Source organism: Kaistia terrae (genome assembly GCF_026344005.1).
Classification (GTDB): Bacteria; Pseudomonadota; Alphaproteobacteria; order Rhizobiales; family Kaistiaceae; genus Kaistia; species Kaistia terrae.
Window position 1 is genome coordinate 354,139 of the sequence record NZ_JAPKNH010000002.1, and the last position, 18,012, is coordinate 372,150.

17 protein-coding genes are annotated in these 18,012 nt (G+C 64.9%); 5 read left to right on the forward strand and 12 right to left on the reverse strand.

The window, feature by feature from the left end:
• Nucleotides 1–33: 33 nt before the first annotated feature.
• A complete protein-coding gene (locus OSH12_RS06775) occupies nt 34–534 on the reverse strand; it encodes a hypothetical protein (protein ID WP_266342763.1) in 501 nt (166 codons plus the stop codon).
• Nucleotides 535–972: 438 nt separating this feature from the next.
• Here OSH12_RS06775 and OSH12_RS06780 point away from each other — a divergent pair, with 438 nt between their 5' ends.
• From OSH12_RS06780 to OSH12_RS06795, 4 genes are read left to right on the forward strand one after another with little or no spacing between them, the layout of a single operon-like run.
• Nucleotides 973–1,248, forward strand: coding sequence for a hypothetical protein (locus OSH12_RS06780; RefSeq protein WP_266342764.1), 276 nt, complete (start codon nt 973–975; stop codon nt 1,246–1,248).
• A gap of 7 nt (nt 1,249–1,255) precedes the next feature.
• A complete protein-coding gene (locus OSH12_RS06785) occupies nt 1,256–2,008 on the forward strand; it encodes a metal ABC transporter ATP-binding protein (RefSeq protein WP_266342765.1) in 753 nt (250 codons plus the stop codon).
• Nucleotides 2,008–2,880 carry a metal ABC transporter permease gene (locus OSH12_RS06790; protein WP_266342766.1) on the forward strand — a complete coding sequence of 291 codons (873 nt, stop codon included), beginning with the start codon at nt 2,008–2,010 and terminating at the stop codon, nt 2,878–2,880. The genes OSH12_RS06785 and OSH12_RS06790 overlap by 1 nt, the downstream gene beginning before the upstream one ends.
• Before the next feature lie 30 nt (nt 2,881–2,910).
• Nucleotides 2,911–3,888: a metal ABC transporter solute-binding protein, Zn/Mn family gene (locus tag OSH12_RS06795; RefSeq protein ID WP_266342767.1), complete on the forward strand. Its 978-nt coding sequence runs from the start codon at nt 2,911–2,913 to the stop codon at nt 3,886–3,888.
• Between the two features lie 191 nt (nt 3,889–4,079).
• Here the strand turns inward: OSH12_RS06795 and OSH12_RS06800 are convergent, their stop codons facing one another.
• The 8 genes from OSH12_RS06800 to OSH12_RS06835 all read right to left on the reverse strand — a co-directional run bounded on the left by OSH12_RS06800 (nt 4,080) and on the right by OSH12_RS06835 (nt 13,823).
• Complete coding sequence (locus OSH12_RS06800) at nt 4,080–4,670, reverse strand: protein-S-isoprenylcysteine O-methyltransferase (protein WP_266342768.1); 591 nt, start codon at nt 4,668–4,670, stop codon at nt 4,080–4,082.
• A gap of 9 nt (nt 4,671–4,679) precedes the next feature.
• Nucleotides 4,680–5,882, reverse strand: a complete 1,203-nt coding sequence (locus OSH12_RS06805) for an LptF/LptG permease family protein (protein WP_266342769.1) — start codon at nt 5,880–5,882, stop codon at nt 4,680–4,682.
• A 26-nt stretch (nt 5,883–5,908) separates the two neighbouring features.
• A complete protein-coding gene (locus OSH12_RS06810; RefSeq protein ID WP_266342770.1) occupies nt 5,909–6,847 on the reverse strand; it encodes a sugar kinase in 939 nt (312 codons plus the stop codon).
• Between the two features lie 83 nt (nt 6,848–6,930).
• A complete protein-coding gene (locus OSH12_RS06815; protein WP_266342771.1) occupies nt 6,931–8,106 on the reverse strand; it encodes an iron-containing alcohol dehydrogenase in 1,176 nt (391 codons plus the stop codon).
• Between the two features lie 147 nt (nt 8,107–8,253).
• Nucleotides 8,254–9,657 (reverse strand): aldehyde dehydrogenase family protein, encoded by a 1,404-nt coding sequence (locus OSH12_RS06820; protein ID WP_266342772.1) that lies wholly within the window; start codon nt 9,655–9,657, stop codon nt 8,254–8,256.
• 30 nt (nt 9,658–9,687) lie between these two features.
• The gene (locus OSH12_RS06825) at nt 9,688–11,052 is read right to left on the reverse strand and encodes a glutamine synthetase family protein (RefSeq protein ID WP_266342773.1); all 1,365 of its coding nucleotides are present in this window, start codon (nt 11,050–11,052) and stop codon (nt 9,688–9,690) included.
• Nucleotides 11,053–11,229: 177 nt separating this feature from the next.
• Nucleotides 11,230–12,810: an amino acid permease gene (locus OSH12_RS06830; protein WP_266342774.1), complete on the reverse strand. Its 1,581-nt coding sequence runs from the start codon at nt 12,808–12,810 to the stop codon at nt 11,230–11,232.
• A 185-nt stretch (nt 12,811–12,995) separates the two neighbouring features.
• Nucleotides 12,996–13,823 carry an N-formylglutamate amidohydrolase gene (locus OSH12_RS06835; RefSeq protein WP_266342775.1) on the reverse strand — a complete coding sequence of 276 codons (828 nt, stop codon included), beginning with the start codon at nt 13,821–13,823 and terminating at the stop codon, nt 12,996–12,998.
• A 159-nt stretch (nt 13,824–13,982) separates the two neighbouring features.
• Here OSH12_RS06835 and OSH12_RS06840 point away from each other — a divergent pair, with 159 nt between their 5' ends.
• Entirely contained in the window at nt 13,983–14,864 is an 882-nt protein-coding gene (locus tag OSH12_RS06840; RefSeq protein WP_266342776.1) for a MurR/RpiR family transcriptional regulator, read from the forward strand.
• A 2-nt stretch (nt 14,865–14,866) separates the two neighbouring features.
• Here OSH12_RS06840 and OSH12_RS06845 read toward each other — a convergent pair whose 3' ends face one another.
• The 3 genes from OSH12_RS06845 to OSH12_RS06855 form a co-directional block, all read right to left on the reverse strand.
• Nucleotides 14,867–16,246, reverse strand: coding sequence for an FGGY-family carbohydrate kinase (locus OSH12_RS06845; RefSeq protein ID WP_266342777.1), 1,380 nt, complete (start codon nt 16,244–16,246; stop codon nt 14,867–14,869).
• 8 nt (nt 16,247–16,254) lie between these two features.
• A complete protein-coding gene (rhaM, locus tag OSH12_RS06850) occupies nt 16,255–16,569 on the reverse strand; it encodes an L-rhamnose mutarotase (protein ID WP_266342778.1) in 315 nt (104 codons plus the stop codon).
• A 67-nt stretch (nt 16,570–16,636) separates the two neighbouring features.
• Nucleotides 16,637–18,007: an FGGY-family carbohydrate kinase gene (locus OSH12_RS06855; RefSeq protein WP_266342779.1), complete on the reverse strand. Its 1,371-nt coding sequence runs from the start codon at nt 18,005–18,007 to the stop codon at nt 16,637–16,639.
• Between the last annotated feature and the right edge of the window lie 5 nt (nt 18,008–18,012).

An 18,012-nucleotide genomic window follows, 5' to 3' on the forward strand; every position in this document is an offset into this window, starting at 1 on the left:
ATCGTCTCCGGTGCGTAAAATCGTGCGGTGAATTCAGTGAAACTGTCGGCGGCATGGGCGCGTCGCGATCTCGCGGATCACGGCGCCTGGAACGGGTATGAGAATCTGGCCGGTCTCGGCCAGGGCATCGGCGAAAAGCTGCGTCGCGCGGATCACCTCGGCATGGCCCTCGGGAACAATGAGACGTTCCATCGCGCCAAGCAGGCCTTCATCATCATGGTTCTGGCAGGCGGCGATCATCGAGACGGCGCAGCATTCATCGAGACGGAGGCGCGGGCAGTGGGATGGCGACAGGCCAGCCGGCCGGTCCATCCAGTGCCGCAGGGCCTCGACCCAATGCGACAGGGCTCCGAGAATGCGCTGGCCTTCCTGCGAGCCCAGTTCCTGCGAATAGAGATTGGCGGCCAGCTCCCAGCAGGTGATCGAGCCGCGCTCACAGCCTTGCATCCAGCGTCGCAGGCCTTCGACAACCAGCCGTTCCGGCTGCCGCTCGAGATAGCGGGACGTGGGTCCACAGGGAAGGCGGGTTGCCATCACCGCCAATCCCGGCCGTGCGAGCTCTCTGGCTGTCGCCCCGGCTGCGCGTATTGAAAATCCATCGTCCACTCCAATCAACAGGGCTTAGCCTGCCGATAAAGCGTCACAGCGTTCGTGGCGCGGTTGGCCGACGTTTGAACCTGTTGGGAGGGTGAGTCAAGAATATGTAACACTCTGAAATTATTCTAATTCTAGTGTTTAAAGCTGGCTGCTCGCGGAGGTCTTGATTACCTTGCGGAATTGGCAAATCGTTATTTGGGTACAACGTCGCCATACCGGGGAGCGGCGATTTCGGCGCCAGGATCGATCCGAACGGAGGCGAGCCTGATTTGCGCCGACGCACTGGCCCGCGGCGGAAAAATCGTCGACGGGGTCTTGCATCGATTGAAATGATATAACATAACATCTCGCAGTCAGCAGCGGGACGATCCAGCCATGGCAAATTCAAACTCGAGCGTGGCGGCGCAGGCGGGGACGATCCCGGTTTCGGCCGCCCCTCATCATGGCCACGACCATCCGCACGCTCATGATGGGCATGCCGGCCACTCCCATGGCCATCACCACGCGGCGCACCCGCCTGCGACACACGAAATCGCCGTGCCGCGTGCCTACAAGCGCTCGATGTTTCTCGCATCCGCTTTGGAGCGTCTCGTCATCGCTGTGCTGCTGATCGGCTTGATCTGGCTCGGCATCATCTGGGCGGTTTCGTGAGATCGACATGCTGAAGCGCACCGCCCCGTCGATCCAACTCGACAATCTGACCCTTTCCTATCGGCGCCATCCGGCCGTCCATCATCTTTCGGGCACGTTCCAGCCGGGCTCCTTCACGGCGATCTTCGGCCCCAATGGCGCCGGCAAGTCGACCCTGCTCAAGGGGATCGTCGGCCTGATCAAGCCGGATAGCGGCCGCGTCACGCTGGACGGCATCCGCCGCGACGATATCGGCTATCTGCCGCAGCAAAGCGCGCTCGACCGCTCGTTCCCGATGCGCGTGCTCGACGTCGCCGCCATGGGGCTCTGGCGCAAGGCCGGAATCTTTTCCGCGATCGGCCGCAAGCAACTCGGCGCGGTCGAGGCAGCGCTGGAAGCCGTCGGCCTCACCGGCTTCGAGGACCGCATCATCGGCACGCTCTCCGGTGGCCAGTTCCAGCGCGCGCTGTTTGCCCGGCTGCTGCTGCAGGATACAAAGCTGATCCTGCTCGACGAGCCGTTCACGGCTATTGACGCGCGAACCTGCGAGGATCTGCTCGCGCTGATCAGCGGCTGGCATGCGGAAGGACGCACCGTCGTCACCGTCCTGCACGACCTCGACATCGTGCGCGAGCGCATCCCCGAAACGCTGCTTCTGGCGCGTGAAAAGGTTGCCTGGGGGCCGACGGCCGAGGTGATCACCGACGCCAATCTCGCCCGTGCCCGGCATTTGCACGAGGCGTTCGAAGACAATGCCGAACTTTGCGAGATGCCCGCCTGATGGCCCTTTATGATCTTCTCTTCGGGCCGTTCATCGAATTCGGCTTCATGCGCCGCGCCCTGATGGGCTGCATCGCGCTATCGATTTCCGGTGCGCCGATCGGCGTGTTCCTGGTGCTGCGCCGCATGAGCCTGATGGGCGATGTGATGGCGCATGCCATCCTGCCGGGCGCGGCGATCGGCTTCCTGCTCTCCGGCTTCTCGCTTTTCGCGATGACGGTCGGCGGCGTCGCGGCCGGCCTGCTGGTGGCGCTCGGCGCCGGCGCCATCGCCCGCACCACGCCGCTGCGCGAGGATGCGAGCTTTGCGGCCTTCTATCTCGTCTCGCTCGGGCTGGGCGTGATGATCGTCTCGATCAAGGGCTCCAACATCGACCTGCTGCATGTGCTGTTCGGCAATGTGCTGGCGCTGGATGATCCGTCCATCTACCTGATCGGTGGCATCGCCACCGTGACGCTGCTTTCGCTGGCGCTGATCTATCGGTTGCTGGTCGCGGAGTGCTTCGATCCCGGCTTTTTGAAGAGCGTTGGCGGTGCCGGCGGCATGGCGCATTTCCTCTTCCTGGCGCTGGTCGTGCTCAATCTGGTCGGTGGCTTCAATGCGCTCGGCACGCTGATGGTGGTCGGCCTGATCGTGCTGCCCGCCGCTTCGGCTCGGTTCTGGAGCGAGAGCGTGCCGGGCCAGATCGTCGCCGCGGCGATCATCGGCATCGTCTCGTCACTGGTCGGACTGCTCGTTTCCTACCACGCTGAACTACCGACCTCACCGGCCATCATCCTGGCGGCCGGCGCGATTCACGCCGCGTCCATCCTCGCAGGCCGACATGGCAGTTTTGCCAGCCAGGCCTTGCGGGCGAGGCACCTGAGAGCCTGAACACCGTTTCCACGACAGGAGTTTTACCCAATGAAGTCAAGTTTTTGGCTCATCGCGGCGGCGCTTACCCTGAGCGCAGCCCTGCCGGCTCAAGCCGCCGACAAGCTCAAGGTCGTCGCGACCTTCTCCATCCTTGGCGATCTCGCGACCGAGATCGGTGGCGATCATGTCGAGGTCCGCACGCTGGTCGGCCCGAATGGCGATGCCCATACCTTCGAGCCAAGCCCGTCTGACGCCAAGGCGATGGGTGGCGCGGCGGTCCTGGTCGAAAACGGGCTTGGCCTCGAAGGCTGGCTCGGCCGCCTGATCACCGTGTCCGGCTTCAAGGGCGAGAAGGTCATCGCGACGGAAGGCATCAAGCCGATCGCCTGGACGGGGGCGGAGGAAGAAGAGGGTCATGATCACGACAAGCCAGAGGCCAAGGCCGAGGCTGGTCATGACGGCCACGACCACGCGGCGCATGAGGGCCATTCGCACAGCGTCGATCCGCACGCCTGGCAAAACCCGCTGAACGGCGTGCTCTACGTACAGAACATCGTCGCGGGCCTATCCGCCGCCGATCCGGAAAATGCTGCCGACTACAAGGCGAAGGGCGATGAACTCGTCGGTGCCCTGCAGGCGATCGATGCCGGTTTCAAGGCGGAATTCGCCAAGGTGCCGGCCGAGCGACGCAAGCTCGTCACCAGCCATGACGCCTTCGGCTATTTCGCCGCCGCCTATGACATCCAGTTTGTGGCGCCGGAAGGCGTGAGCACGGAGAGTGAAGCCTCGGCCGCCGACGTCGCCAAGATCATCCGCCAGATCAAGGCGGAGAAGATCACGTCGCTGTTCGCTGAAAACATTACCGATCCGCGTCTGCTGAACCAGATCGCGCGCGAGACCGGGGTCACGATTGGCGGCGTACTCTTCTCCGACGCGCTGTCGCCGGCGGATGGCCCGGCGCCGACCTATCTGAAGATGTTCGAAAACAACGGCGCGAAACTGCTCGCGGCGATGAACGCCAACTGAGTTTCTTCGTTTCAACGAGCGTCGGCAAATCGCTGGCGCTCGTTCCACACTCGGCGTCATCCCTGCGAAAGCAGGGATCCATGCCGCGGAAACCTTTGCCGTTCGAAACGCCCGATGGCACGGCTGTATGGATCCCGGGTCAAGCCCGGGATGACGGCGTTTCGTTCGTGGATGTCGTTTCGCCTAACCCCTCAATAAATAAAGGGGATCAGCCGGGCGGTCTTGCTTGCATAGTCGCGATAAACGCCGCCGAACGTGTCCAGCATCAGCTTTTCTTCCTTCTTCACGCGGAAGAAATACAGGATGCCGACGCCGACGATGCCGGCGAGGCCGACGAACCAGTTTTGCAGCAGCAGCGCCTGCGCGATCGCCATAAGCCAGAACGAGACATACATGGGGTGGCGCACATAGTGGTAGACGCCGCCCGTCACCAGAGTGTGCTTGGCGCGGATCTCCAGCGTTGCCGACCAGTTATGGCCGAGATCCTTGTGGCTGCGATAGAAGAACCAGAGATAGGCGATCGCCGCGACAATGCCGGCATAGGCGACGATCGGCGAGAAGGGCAGGTTGGCGCCAAAGGGAATGCCCATGCCGGTCAAGGCCCAGAAAGCCGGGACCAGGCCGAGGCCGACAACCGAGATGGCCACCAGAGTCTGCTGGCCGCCGCGATTGCGGGAATCGACGATGGCGTGCTTGCGGGCGCGACGCTGGTGCGGGAAGCGGATGATGAACCAGATCACCAGTCCGGCAACCCAACACATCGTGGCGGCAAATTGCGTCATGTCGTCCCCTCAGGTTTCCGTATGGTTTCGCGCCGGCGGCATCTCCCTCAGGGAGAAGCGTTCGCGCAAACCGATCGGACCGCAGCAAATCTGGAAGAAATCATAGGTGTAGCGGCGCGTGTTGCCCATGACGAACTGATAGTGCACACGGAAAAGGCTATTGCGGATCCGGCTGTAGTCAGCCGGCTGCAGCATTTCGCGGATACGCACATTGAGAACATGCGGAAAAACCCGGCCCGGCGACGGCTTCAGGTGCATCAGCTTGGCCGGGTCGGTCTTGTAGAAGTTCACCACGTCGGTCAGCGTCTGGAATTCCAGCCACTCGACGTTTTCCTCGCCTTGCAGGCGCTGGATGCGGGCGCGAAGTGTCTTGGCGGCGGGATGTAAGCCCAGTTGCAGCACACAGGAGCCGACCGTCATCACCGAGATCGGCAGGCCGCGTTGTGCGAGGCCGGGATCGAGCGCCAGCGCGCGTTCCAGCGCTTCGAGCGCGAAAACGCTGCCCTGGCTGTGGCCGACGATCAGCAGCTCGTCCAGCTCCGGCGTGGCCGCGACCGCGAGGATCTCGCGAGCGAAGCGGTCGAGCCGCGCCTCCATGTCCGGCCGCCAGCCGCGCATATACTCGCCCATGAAGGTGCGCGCATCGAGCAGATGGCTCACGAACCATCGGTTTCCCGGCCAGCGCATCAACCCGGCATAGACCAGCAGGAAGATGACCGGCGCCAGCCACGCCACGGCCCAATGGTCGATGCGCAGCGCCAGGGAAGTCACGAAGGCGGCGGCGATGACGAACAGCAGCGAGAAGAAGAACGGCGCGAGGAAATAGAGGCCGAAGCGCCAGGCGGCGAGGAAATAGCGAGGGATCGTGCCGGTGAAGAGGAAATCGGCCAGCAGCCCCAGCGACAGCGGAACCCGTTTCCAGATCGGGCGGGCGAAGTCGTCCTTGACCAGATCGTCCCAGGCGAGCAGCCGGAAATCGGTGTGGGCGGACCAGCCGTCGCCTTGGGTCTCGATCTCGCTCTGCCAGACATGGCCGTCCTCGGAGGGGCGGGCGGGTGTCGGCTCCGCCTGGACATCCCATGTCTTGCGGAAGCGGCCGAGCTCGCGCGCCTGCCGCGCGAAGAACTTTTCCGGCGTGACCGGGTCATAGCCGCCGAGATAGAGCACGCCGCGGCGGACCGGGCGTCCGGCCTCCGTTTTGGGCCCCGTCACGGGAGCGTCGCCCGGCGTGTCTGGAGTCATTTGCGGTTGGCGAGCGCCGCTTCGACGGCACTGCGGGTCGGCATCGGCGCGACGGCGCCATAGCCTTCTGTGGCAAGGCCGGCGGCCGCATTGGCGTAGCGCGCGGCTGCGAAGGCATCGCCCGAGCGCAGATATTCGGTCAGGAACGCGCCGTCGAAGGTGTCGCCGGCACCCGTAGCATCAACCGGCTTTACCGCGATCGCCGGGATCACCATGCGCTTTTCCTTCGTCGCCACCAGCGCGCCTTCGGCGCCCAGCGTGACGATGACGATCTTCGGGCCGAGGCCGAGATAGAAGTCGGCGATCTTGTCGGCCTCCTTCTCGCCGGTCAGTTCAAAGGCGTCGTCGGAGCTGGTTTTCAGGATGTCGGCCAAGGCCGCGCTAGCATGGATGACGGCGCGGGCGCGGTCGATCGGCCAGAGGCGGAGGCGCAGATTGGTGTCGTAGGAAACCAGTACGCCGGCCGTCTTGGCGGTGTTCAAAGCCTTGAAGACGAGATCGGCCGCCTGCGAGGAGATCGCCTGGCTGATGCCGGAGGTGTGGATCACCTTGGCGCCGCGAATGTAATCGAGCGACAGCTCTTCCGGCGTCATCCGGCTCGCGGCCGAACCGGCGCGGCGATAGGAGAACACATGGCCTTGGGGGCCGTGGGTGACGAAATAGATGCCGGTCGGCGCGGCGTGGTCGATCTTGATCGCGCGGGTATCGACGCCTTCTTTCTTCCAGAGATCGAGGAAGGACTGGCCGAAATTGTCCGCGCCCACCGCCGTGACATACCCGACCGAGGCACCCTGGCGCGCCGCCGCGATGGCGCAGTTCGACGTGTCGCCGCCATGTCCCGGCAGGAACGCCTCGGAGCCCTTGGCCTGATTGAGTTCGAACAGGGGTTCGCCAATGCAGACGATGTCGGGGCTCTGGACGGCGGGGCTTGGCATGGACGGTTCTCCGGACGCGAATGCTGCCCTTCATGGCGTGTCACGCGCGGCGGTGCAAGGCCGCGCCGCGCGTGTCGCAGCGTTCAGAGGGTGCCGTTGATTGCGTTCCGGAAAAGAACTTCGTAGTCGGCAGCGGTCACGGGGATAGGGTTGCCGCCGGTCGAGGGGTCGAGCTCGGCCATGCGGGCGGCTTCCGGCAGCACTGATTCGTCGACGCCGATTTCCTTCAGCGTATGCGGGATCGCGAGTTCCTCGCGGATCGAAAGCACCCAGTCGACGAAGCTTGCAGCACTCTGGCCGGGCAGGTCGAGATAACGCGCCGCCGCCGCCAGCTTTTCATCGATCGCCTTGCCATTGAAGGCGAGCACATAGGGCATGACGACGGCGTTGGTCAGGCCGTGATGGGTGCCGCGCAGGCTGGAGCTTGGATGGCTCATCGCATGCATCGCGCCGAGCCCCTTTTGAAACGCGACCGCGCCCATCGACGAGGCGATCAGCATCTGCGAGCGCGCCTCGATATTCCGGCCGTCCTTGACCGCCTTGGGCAGCCAGTCCTTGACCAGTCGCATGCCCTCGAGCGCGATACCGGCCGACATCGGATGGAAGAACGGGCTGCAGAAGGCCTCCAGCGAATGCGACAGCGCATCCATGCCGGTCCAGGCGGTGATCTTGGCCGGCAGGTCGACCGTCAGTTCCGGATCGGAAATCACGACCTTCGGCAGCATCAGCGGGTGGAAGATGATCTTCTTGGTGTGGTCGGACGGATCGGTGACCACAGAGGCGCGGCCGACTTCCGAGCCGGTGCCGGCCGTCGTCGGCACGGCGATGATCGGGGCGATGCCCTTCGGGTCGGCGCGGGTCCACCAGTCGGCGCGGTCCTCGAAATCGAATACCGGCCGCGTCTGGCCCGACATGAAGGCGATCGTCTTGCCGATATCCATGGCCGAGCCGCCGCCGAAGGCGACGACGCCGTCATGGCCGCCCGCCTTGTAGACGGCGAGCCCGTCATCGAGATTGGCGAGCGTCGGATTGCCGTCCACCTTGGAGAAGACGGCGTATTCGACCTTGGCGTCGTCGAGGATGGCCAGCGTCTTCTTGACGATCGGCAGCGCGACGAGGCCGGGATCGGTGACGAAAAGCGGCTTCTTGATGCCGGTCGTCGTCAGCGCAGCCGGCAGCTCGGCGATCCGGCCTGCGCCGAAGCGGATGGCGGTGGGATAGGACCAGTTCGCGTTCAGCGAGGCATAGTTGTCGAGCATCTCGGTATCCTTTGCTTCACCTCCCCCTGAGGGGGAGGTCGACGGCGAAGCCGGCGGGAGAGGGTTTAGGGACATGTCCGGATTGGGCGTAAACCCTCACCCGGCCCTGCGGGCCGACCTCTCCCCTGAGGCGAGAGGTGAAGTGACCTAGTCGGTCTTGGTGCGCAGGTGAAAGCTCTTCGGCCGCGTCAGCTGCTCGTAGCCGACCTGCGACAGGCTGGCGCCGCGACCGGTCGCCTTGACGCCGGTCCAGGCCAGCGCCGGATCGACATAGTCGCAGCGGTTCATGAACACCGTGCCGGTCTCGATCTGGTCGCCAATGGCTTCGGCGGCGGCGACATCTTCCGTCCAGATCGCAGCGGTCAGGCCGAATTCGGAATCGTTCATCAGCTGGATCGCTTCCGCGTCCGATTTCACCTTCATGATGCCGAAGGCGGGGCCGAAGGTTTCTTCCATCATCACCCGCATCGAATGGTCGACATCGACCAGCACCTGCGGTGCCAGATAGGGCGTTCCGGCCTTGGCCTCCGGGAAATGCTTTGCGTCGATCAACCCTCTCGCGCCCTGGCGGATGGCCTCGTCGATCTGACCCTGGATGAACGCGGCCGCCGAAGCGCGCACGACCGGGCCGAGCGTCGTTTCCGGGTCGGTCGGGCTGCCGAGCTTGTAGGCATTCACCGTCGCGACGACGCCCTCGACGAAGCGGTCATAGACCGCCTCATGCACATAGACGCGCTCCATGGCACAGCAGGACTGACCGGAATTGAAGAAGCCGCCATCGACGATGTTTTCCACCGCGAAGGCGAGGTTCACGTCCGGCCGGACATAGGCCGGGTCCTTGCCGCCGAGCTCGAGGCAGGTGGCGGGGAAGTTCCGCGCGCCGGCGACCGAGGCCATGATGTTGCGGCCACCGGCGGTCGAGCCGGTGAATCCGACCTGGTCGACGAGGCCGGAGCGGATCACCTTGTCGGTCGTCTCATGCGTCATGTTGACGAACTGGAACACGTCCGCCGGCAGGCCGCCCTTGGCGAAGGAGGCGGCGAAATGTTCGGCGACCAGCGCCGTCTGGCTCGAATGCTTCATGACGACGGTATTGCCGGCGAGGATGGCCGGCAGCACGGCGTTGAGCGCCGTCATGTAGGGAAAATTCCAGGCCGGCAGGTTCAGGCAAACGCCGAGCGGCTCGCGGCGGATATAGCGCTTGAAGCCTTCCTTCGGGCCGGCGTCGATATCGGCGAGCGACTTCGCCGCGATGGCGATCATGTGACGCGCGCGCTCCTCGAAGCCGCGCATTTCGCCATGGCCATAGCGGATCGGCCGGCCCATCTGCCAGGCGATCAGTTCGGCGACCTTGTCCTTGTCCGCCACCATGGCGTCGACAAAGGCGGTCGCCATTGTTTCGCGCTCGGCAACGGCGATTTCGCGCCAGTCGCGCTGCGCGGCCTTCGCCTTTTCGAGCGTCGCGAGGACTTCGGCTTCGGAGGCCAGCGGCCGCTCGGCATAGACCGAGCCGTCGACGGGCGTGATGATCTTCAGGACGGGGGCATTCATAGTTTTAATCCTCGCAACGACGGCGCCGACTCAATACCGCTCGAAGCCGCGCTGCAACTCCCAATCCGTGACGCGACGGTCATATTCGAACTGCTCCCAGCGCGCCGTGTGCAGATAGTGCTCGACGACCTCGTCCCCTAGCGCCTTGCGGAGAACCGTGGAGCCGTCGAGGGCGGTGATTGCGTCACGCAGCGTCTTCGGCACCTCGCGCAGATTGGCGCCGAGATAAGCGTCGCCGGCAAAAGCGGGCTCGAGCTCCATCTTCTCGTCAATGCCGTGCAGCCCCGCCGCGATCAGTCCGGCAAAGGCGAGATAGGGGTTCAGATCGGAGCCGCCGATGCGGCATTCGGTGCGGATCGACTTGCCTTCGCCAACAACCCGGAAGCCGGCCGTGCGGTTGTCGACCGACCAGACCGCCTTGGTCGGCGCGAAGGTGCCGACCTGGAAGCGCTTGTAGGAATTGATGTAGGGCGCGAGGAAGGCTGTCAGGTCGCCGGCATGGGCGAGGTGGCCGGCAAGCCAGGATTTCATCGTCGCCGACATGCCGAGCGCGTCCTTCGGGTCGGAGAACAGCGCCTTCTTGCCGGAAGCGTCCCAGAGCGAGGAATGGATGTGCGACGATGAACCGGCGAGGTCATAGCGCCACTTCGCCATGAAGGTGACGGCGCGGTTCTGGAGATGGGCGATCTCCTTGATGCCGTTCTTCATGATGACGTGCCAGTCGGCCATTTCGAGGGCTTCCGCATAGCGGATGTTGACCTCTTCCTGGCCCGGTCCCCATTCGCCCTTCGAATTCTCGATCGGGATGCCGGCGCCCATCAATCCGTTGCGGATGGCGCGCAGCAGCGGCTCGTTCTTGGTGGTCTGGAGGATCTGGTAATCCTCAATATTGTCGCCCATCGTCTTCAGGCCGCGCCAGCGCTTGCCGCTCGCGCTCTCGGTCGTCTCGTCGAAGGCGTAGAATTCGAGTTCGGAGGCGAAGAGCGCCTTCATGTCGCGCTCGGCGAGGCGCTTCAGCTGCGCCTTCAGGATCGAGCGCGGCGCATGGGCGAGGTCGTCACCATGGTGATCGCAGACATCGGCCAGCATCAGCGCCGTGCCCTCAAGCCAGGGAATACGGCGCAGCGTCGAGATATCCGGCTTCAGGACGAAATCGCCATAGCCCTTCTCCCAGCTCGCCGCCTTGTAGCCGGGCACCGGCTCCATATCGATATCGACGGTAAGCAGATAGTTGCAGGCGTGCGTTTCCTTGATGGCGCTGTCGAGGAAGAAGCGGCCGGTGAAGCGCTTGCCGACGAGGCGTCCCTGCATGTCGGGGAAGGCAACGATGACCGTGTCGATCGTGCCGTCGGCGATTGCCTTCTCAAGCTCTTTCAGCGTCAGATTTCCGGCCATTTCGTTCCCTGTTCATCCGTTCGTGCGCTTCGCCGTGTGATGGCCGGGTCCGGCCCGGCCATCCAGCCTTATCGGCGGTTGGGAGAAGCAGTGAGCCTTCGGCACGGGATTGGCCCCGGCCGTCGGCAGCGTGCATCGTGGACGGACCGGGCAGCAGCGCCGCCCGATCCGGATGTTCTAGATTTCGCCGACTGCCTTTTCGGCGGCGGCGATTTCAGCCTGTCGTCTGGCGATGACGTCGCCGATCGGCGGGCCCTGGAAGCGGCGGTTCTCGAAGGCAAGCCAGATGATCGCCGTCAGCACCAGGAAGCCGATGGTGATGTAGAGCGCCCACTCGTTGGGCGGCTGCACGCCGATGAAGAAGATCAGCACCATCGAGACGATGGAGAGGATCGCAAACAGCGTGTAGAGGCCGCGCCCCATGTTCCACGGCCCCATCGCCGGCCACTTCTTCGTGCCATAGGCGAACAGGCCGAGCACGATCGGGATGACGAAGGAGAAGAACAGGAAGATGACCGTGCAGGAAACGACGATCGTATAGACCGGCGTGTCACCGATCGAGACGAGCGACGAGCCCCAGACGAACAGAACGGCGAGAATGGCGCCGGTCCAGATTGCCGCCACCGGCGTGCGGAACTTCGGGCTGACCTTCGACAAGGCACGCGAGGCCGGCAGGCCGCCGTCCCGCGAGAAGGCGAAGATCATGCGCGAGACCGACGTGACGGTCGCCAGGCCGCAGAGGAACTGCGAGACGAAGATGGCGACATAGAGGATGACCTTGATCGTCGGGTTCACCTGGGCGTCCATGCCCCAGAAGAAGACATTCCAGCCCTGCTTCGCGGCGTCGTCCATGTTCGGCAGCATCAGCACGAATGAACACAGCATGATGTAGCCGAACACGGCTGACCAGATCACCGACATCACCATGCCGCGCGGCACGGAATGGGCGGCCTTGACGGTTTCCTCGGAGGTGTGCGCGGAAGCGTCGTAGCCGGTGATCGTATAGATCGGCAGCAACAGGCCGAGTATGAACACCCACCAACCGGAAACCTGCGGCCAGACCGGCGCGCCGGTCAGCGTTCCGTCCGCCGCCATCGTCGCCTGGCCAGAAAAATTGCCGAAGGTGAAGAGGCGGGCGAAATCATAGCTTGGCGCTGCCACCAGGCAGACGATCGCCAGGACGAGGGCGGTGACGAAGATCAGATAGCCGGAGAAGTCGGTGAGCTTGGCGGTCAGGCCGATGCCCATATGGTTGATCAGCGCCTGCGCGCCGGTCAGCACGGTGAGGAAAAGCACGCGCGATGTCGTGGTGTCTTCCCAGCCGAAGGTCGGTCCGAAGGCGCCGACGAAGAAATAGTAGGTGCCGACATTGATGGCGCCCAGCACGGTGACGAGGCCGAGCAGGTTGAACCACGCGGTGACCCAGCCGGTGAAGCGGTTGCCGAGGATCGAGCCCCAGTGATAAAGGCCGCCGGCCGTCGGATAGGCCGAGCTGATCTGGGCCATGGCCAGCGCAAAGACGCCGGAGATCAGGCAGCCAACCGGCCAGCCGATGCCGATGGCAGCGCCGCCGGCGCCTGCCGTTGCCTGGGCGAGCGAGTTGATGCCGCCCGACAGGATGCAGATGATCGAAAACGAGATGGCGAAATTGGAGAAGCGGCTCATGCGCCGCTCGAGTTCCTGCGCGTAGCCCATGGAGTGGAGGACGTGAACGTCCGCCTGCTTGTCGATGTCGGAGTACCCCTCGCGATGACTCATCAAACGGCTCCCATTCTGTTGCCGGTCCGGCCGCGGCCTCGCCGCAGGTGGATCCGATGAAGTTCCCCTCTGAATTTCTGACCGATCGGCGTGGCACCGTCCGGGTGGTCTCCAGCTGTCGGTCTTGTGCCGTTCAGCCCATGCTCGCCTTGCCCTTCGCCGCTCTTGTCGCCGGCGTTGCCTCCTCAGCCCGTTCGCGTTGCGTTTGTCGGTGACTGGCCGACCGCCAGCGCGCTTTCCGTGAGTGCATTGGCCAGCCGGTCGACCCATGCGGCGATTTCGGCGGGTGATCGCAGGAGGTCGTTGCAGACCTCGATCATGACGTGCGGCAGGCCCTTGTCGAAGGCGTGCCGACGGATCGTGTAATCGACATTGTCGCGGGCCGAATAGGGTTGGTCGTCGCCGACGACCAGCGTGGAATCGCGCCGCAGCGCCGCCAGCATCGGCTCGGCTAGGCTGCGGTCGCCGGTCGAGATGATGCCGACATGCCAGGGCCGCGAAATGCCGCGATAGACCGGCGTGAAAGAATGCAGCGTGACGAGCAGGCTCGGCCGGCCTTTGGCAAGACGGGCGTCAATCAGTTGGTCGACCGCGTCATGGAATGGCGTCCAGATCGCGTCGATCCGTTGCTGTCGCGCCGCGTCGTCAAGGTTCTGGTTGCCGGGAACCGCTGTGTCTTCGGAAAGAGCGGTGATCGCGTCCGGCAAAGTCGGCACGCGGTTGCAGTCGATCACCAGACGCGAATAGCGTTGCAGGATGGCGGGCCCGCCGAGCCGGGCCGCGAGACCCAGCGTCAAGGGGGCCGCGCCGGGGTCCCAGGCAATGTGCCGTTCAAGCGCCTCTGGCGGCAGGCCCAGAGTGCCGAGCGTTCGCGGAATGCGGTTCGAGGCGTGTTCGCAGACAAAGACGAACGGGTCGCCCGGCTGGTCGCGAAGATCGACCACCGCCGGCTCGTCGGGTGCGACGAGGCCGTCTGTCGGGACGAATGCGGCGCCTGCGAAGGCATCGTTCATGACCCGTTCCCCCGATCATCGTGCATTTTCCGTGCGCGACGATGCTGTTCGACTCCCTGGTCCCGTCGAACTGAAATATACGTTACAGGGACGGTAGGGCGCGTCAATTCTGAAATACAGGCGTCACTGCCTTCCAATGCGGCAACAGGGGCTGGTGGCATGGGCTCGAGCGAAACCGATGCGAGCAAGAAACGGGCGGGGAACGCGGGGAACGGCGCTTCGCTGGCCGAGCAGATCCGGCGCGATCTTGGGCGGCTGACGCCGAACGAGCGCCGCGCTGCGCATCGCCTGTTGGCCGATTTTCCAATGGCGGGTCTCGATACCGCCGCGCGCTTCGGCGAGGCGGCCGGCGTCAGCGCACCGACCGTGCTCCGGATGATCGCCAAGCTCGGCTTTGCCAGTTATGGGGCGTTCCAGGACGGGCTCAAGCAGGAGCTGGCGGCGCAGCGCGAAACGCCGCTGACCAAGGGCGGGGCGCGTCCGAAGGGCGATGCGCTCGACGCGTTCGCACTGGCTGCGATCGCCAATCTGCGCGCGACGGCCGAAAATGTCTCGCGCGAGGAATTCGACGCGGCCGTTCGGCTGATCGCCGACAAGCGGCGGCCGCTGCATCTGCTTGGCGGCCGGTTCACCGATCCGATCGCCGCCTATATGGCGGCGCATCTGCGCGTGCTGCGCCCGCATGTCCAGCATATCGAGGGCCAGCCGACGGCGTGGTTCGACCGGCTGCTCGATATCGGCAAGGCCGACGTGATCGTGCTGTTCGATATCCGCCGCTATTCCGACGACCTGATCGCCTTTGCCGAGCGGGCGGCGCGGCAGGGCGCGCGGATCATCCTGATCACCGATCAGTGGCTGTCGCCGATCTCGAAGGTGGCGCGGCATGTCCTGCCGGCGCATGTGCCGGCGCCCTCAGTCTGGGATTCGAGCGCCGGCCTGCTGTTGATCGTAGAGGCGCTGACGGCGGCAGTGGTGGCCGCGCAGGGCGATGTCGCGCGCGACCGGCTGGAGGCGCTGGAACGCCTCCGCCGCGGCGACTGACTTCAGTAGGTGCTGTTGCGCCAAACCTCGGCATAGGCGGTCAGGTCGTGGCCGAGCGGCGGTGCCGGCTCCGGATCGGGCAGGCCGGGACCCGCGCCCTCCGGCCCCTGGGCCAGCAGTGCCGCTCCTTCCGTCGTTCCGGTCGCATCGGTTCGCGCGATCACCGGACGACCGACGATGCTGGTCAGCGCCGACAGGAACAGCGGGTTGCGCGAGATCGGCCCCTCGATGACGATCGGCCCGGCAGCCCCCGTAAGCTTCAGGCAGGTGTCGGCGACGAGGGCGCAATAGAGGCTGGCGGCAACGATCTTTTCGCCCGGCGAAAGGGATTTTGGATCGTGGCTCCAATGGCCCTCCTGCAAGCCGTATGGGCCGGTGCGGGGCGCGAAGGACGGTAGCGCCATGATCTTTTCCCCGACGACGCGGGCGATCTCGGCCTCCGTCGGCACGGCCTTGGAGTCGTCGGTCAGGATCGAATATTCGCGGCCGGCCATGAAGCGGGCCGAGGGAACGGCGCGGCCGAGCGCGTCGACATTGGCAAGGCAATCGCGCGCCGGGTCGAGATCGGCGATCGAGCCGCCAACGGCGAAGAAGATCATCCAGGTGCCGGTCGAGATGACCGAGAACGGCGCGCGGCGACGCAGGATATGCGGCAGCAGGCTGGCGTTGCTGTCATGGATGCCGGCCACGACGCGGCAATCGGCCGGAAGACCCGTCTTGGCGGCGATCTCGGGAAGAATGGTGCCAGCCGTGTCCCAGGGCTGAACAAGCGGTGAAAATAGCTTCGACCAGCCATGTTCGTCGGCCAGGCGCGAAAAAGTGCCGGTCTCGGGGTTCCAGAGGTCGGTGTGGCAGCCGAGCGTCGTCGGCTCGCTGACGGCGACGCCGGTCAGTCGCCAGACCCAGTATTGCGGATAGAACAGGATCGTCGTGGCGCGGGCGAAGGCGGAGGGGTAGGTCTTCTCCTGCCAGAACAATTGCCGACCGACATTGAGCCCGCCCGGCAGATGCGGCGACAGCGTCTCCCAGAATTCCCCGCGCAGGGCGCGGTAGCTTTCGGCGACCGAGTCCGGTCCCTTGAATTCATAGTCGAGGATCGGCAGGACGAGTTGCTGGCCGTCCGTCACCGCGACCGCCGCGCCATGCGTCGTCGTCGAGATGCAGCCGATCTCCGCTTTGCCGGCGAATTCCGTGAGGCCTTCGAGGATCCACTTCCAGATCCGCTCGACGTCGAAATGCGGATAGGGGCCTTCGGTCAGCACCTCGTTGACGGTGGTGCGGATGGCGAGGATCTCGCGCGACGCCTCGTCGACCAGCGCCAGCTTGGCGTTGGTCTTGCCGATGTCGAGGACGATGGTGCCTTTGGGGCGGACGGTGGTCATCGTTGCGGTCACGGCATGTAGAAGACGGTTTCGAGCGGCGTGGCGATCGGCTCGTTGTTGGGATGCGAGGCCATGATATCGGCCATGTGCGCCCACCAGCGCTGCATGACGGGATGGCTAGGCAACGCGTCCATGCCGTGATCGTCGGTGCGCCAAAGCACGCCGAACAGGGTCGACGTCTCGCGGTCGAGATGGATCGAATAGTCGGAGACGCCCGCTTCCTTCAGCAGCGCCGACAATTCCGGCCAGATCTCGTCATGGCGGCGCTTGTACTCCGCCTCCTGACCCGGATGGAGCTGCATCTTGAAGGCATATTTCTGCACGGGATCGTCCTCGGTCGAGATCGGGGCTCGCAACCATAGCAGGTCGCGGCGCGGCGAATGAAGGGTGTCAGGCTTCGGCGCTGGCCTTCCACAGCGCCGCATAGGCAGAAAACGCTCCGCCAAGGGGGGGCGTTGGTTCCGGATCGGGGGCGGCGGCATGAGGATGATCCGGGCCGTCCGCGAGCAGGGCGGCGCCCTCCGTCGTCCCGGTCGCATCCGGGCGCCCGATTACGGGACGGTCGACCCGCGCCGCGAGGGCTGCGAGGAACAGCCGGTTCTTGGCAAACGGTCCCTCGATCAGCACAGGTCCCTGCGCGCCGGTCAGCGTCAGGCAGGTTTCGGCGACGAGGGCGACATAGAGGCTGGCCGCCGCCGTCCGTTCACCGGGCGACAGCGTGGCGGCATCGACCGACCATCCGCCCTTGCGGTGGCCGAACGGACCATTGCCGGCGACGAAGGCCGGCAGCGCCATGATCCTTCGCTCGATGACGGAGGCGATGTCCGCCTCGCTCGGTTCCGTCGCCTTGGCTTCAGTCAGAAGCTCGAATTCGCGCCCTGCCATCGACATGGCCGAGGGCACGGGGCGCGCAAAAGCGTCGGCATAGGCGAGGCCGCCGCGCTCGGGATGCAAATGGTCGAGGCTGCCGCCGGCGGCGAACGAGATCATCCAGGTGCCGGTCGAAATCACCGTGAAGGGCAGGGGCCGCGCCAGGATATGCGGCAGCAGGCTGGCGTTTGAATCGTGGATGCCGGCGACGACGCGGCAATCCTTCGACAAGCCGGTCGCTTCGACGATCTCGGGCAAGACGTTGCCGACCGTGTCCCAGGGCGCGGCGCGCGGGGGAAACAGTTTTGACCAGCCCTGCTCGACGGCCAGCCGCGAATAGGTCTGGCCACGGCCGTTCCATAGGTCGCTATGCGCGCCGAACGACGTCGCCTCGGCGACACGCTTGCCGGTCAGCCGCCAGACCCAATATTGCGGATAGGGCACGATGGCTTCGGCGCTGGCAAACTCGTCCGGGAAGCGGCGCGCCATCCAGAAAAGCTGCCGGCCGGCATTGAGGCCGCCCGGCAGATCGGGCGACAGGATCTCGGAAAATTCACCGCGCGCCTTGCGATAGTCGTCGGCAAATTCGTCGGGACCGGCAAATTCATAATCGAGCACCGGCAGCGCCAGCCCATCCCGTCCGAGAACCGCGATCGCCGCGCCATGCGTCGTCGTCGAGATGACAGAGATCTCAGCCTTTTCAGAGAACTCCGCCAACCCTTCGAGGAACCACGCCCAGATGCCGTCGACATCGAAATGTGGAAAAGGCGGTCCGGGCAGGACGGCGTTTTTCCGCGTGCGGATGGCGAGGATCTCGCGCGTGTCGAGGTCGAGCAGCGCCAGCTTGGCGTTCGACTTGCCGATGTCGAGGACGGCGACGGCTTCCTGCATGATGA

Excerpts from the sequence above, each read along its gene's own strand:
- OSH12_RS06835 (WP_266342775.1), bottom strand. The coding sequence starts at position 13,823 with ATGAACGATGCCTTCGCAGGCGCCGCATTCGTCCCGACAGACGGCCTC.
- OSH12_RS06825 (WP_266342773.1), bottom strand. The coding sequence starts at position 11,052 with ATGGCCGGAAATCTGACGCTGAAAGAGCTTGAGAAGGCAATCGCCGAC.
- OSH12_RS06800 (WP_266342768.1), bottom strand. The coding sequence starts at position 4,670 with ATGACGCAATTTGCCGCCACGATGTGTTGGGTTGCCGGACTGGTGATC.
- OSH12_RS06795 (WP_266342767.1), top strand. The coding sequence starts at position 2,911 with ATGAAGTCAAGTTTTTGGCTCATCGCGGCGGCGCTTACCCTGAGCGCA.
- OSH12_RS06830 (WP_266342774.1), bottom strand. The coding sequence starts at position 12,810 with ATGAGTCATCGCGAGGGGTACTCCGACATCGACAAGCAGGCGGACGTT.
- OSH12_RS06815 (WP_266342771.1), bottom strand. The coding sequence starts at position 8,106 with ATGCTCGACAACTATGCCTCGCTGAACGCGAACTGGTCCTATCCCACC.
- OSH12_RS06780 (WP_266342764.1), top strand. The coding sequence starts at position 973 with ATGGCAAATTCAAACTCGAGCGTGGCGGCGCAGGCGGGGACGATCCCG.
- OSH12_RS06845 (WP_266342777.1), bottom strand. The coding sequence starts at position 16,246 with ATGACCACCGTCCGCCCCAAAGGCACCATCGTCCTCGACATCGGCAAG.
- OSH12_RS06775 (WP_266342763.1), bottom strand. The coding sequence starts at position 534 with ATGGCAACCCGCCTTCCCTGTGGACCCACGTCCCGCTATCTCGAGCGG.
- OSH12_RS06810 (WP_266342770.1), bottom strand. The coding sequence starts at position 6,847 with ATGCCAAGCCCCGCCGTCCAGAGCCCCGACATCGTCTGCATTGGCGAA.
- OSH12_RS06790 (WP_266342766.1), top strand. The coding sequence starts at position 2,008 with ATGGCCCTTTATGATCTTCTCTTCGGGCCGTTCATCGAATTCGGCTTC.
- OSH12_RS06820 (WP_266342772.1), bottom strand. The coding sequence starts at position 9,657 with ATGAATGCCCCCGTCCTGAAGATCATCACGCCCGTCGACGGCTCGGTC.
- OSH12_RS06855 (WP_266342779.1), bottom strand. The coding sequence starts at position 18,007 with ATGCAGGAAGCCGTCGCCGTCCTCGACATCGGCAAGTCGAACGCCAAG.
- OSH12_RS06840 (WP_266342776.1), top strand. The coding sequence starts at position 13,983 with ATGGGCTCGAGCGAAACCGATGCGAGCAAGAAACGGGCGGGGAACGCG.
- OSH12_RS06785 (WP_266342765.1), top strand. The coding sequence starts at position 1,256 with ATGCTGAAGCGCACCGCCCCGTCGATCCAACTCGACAATCTGACCCTT.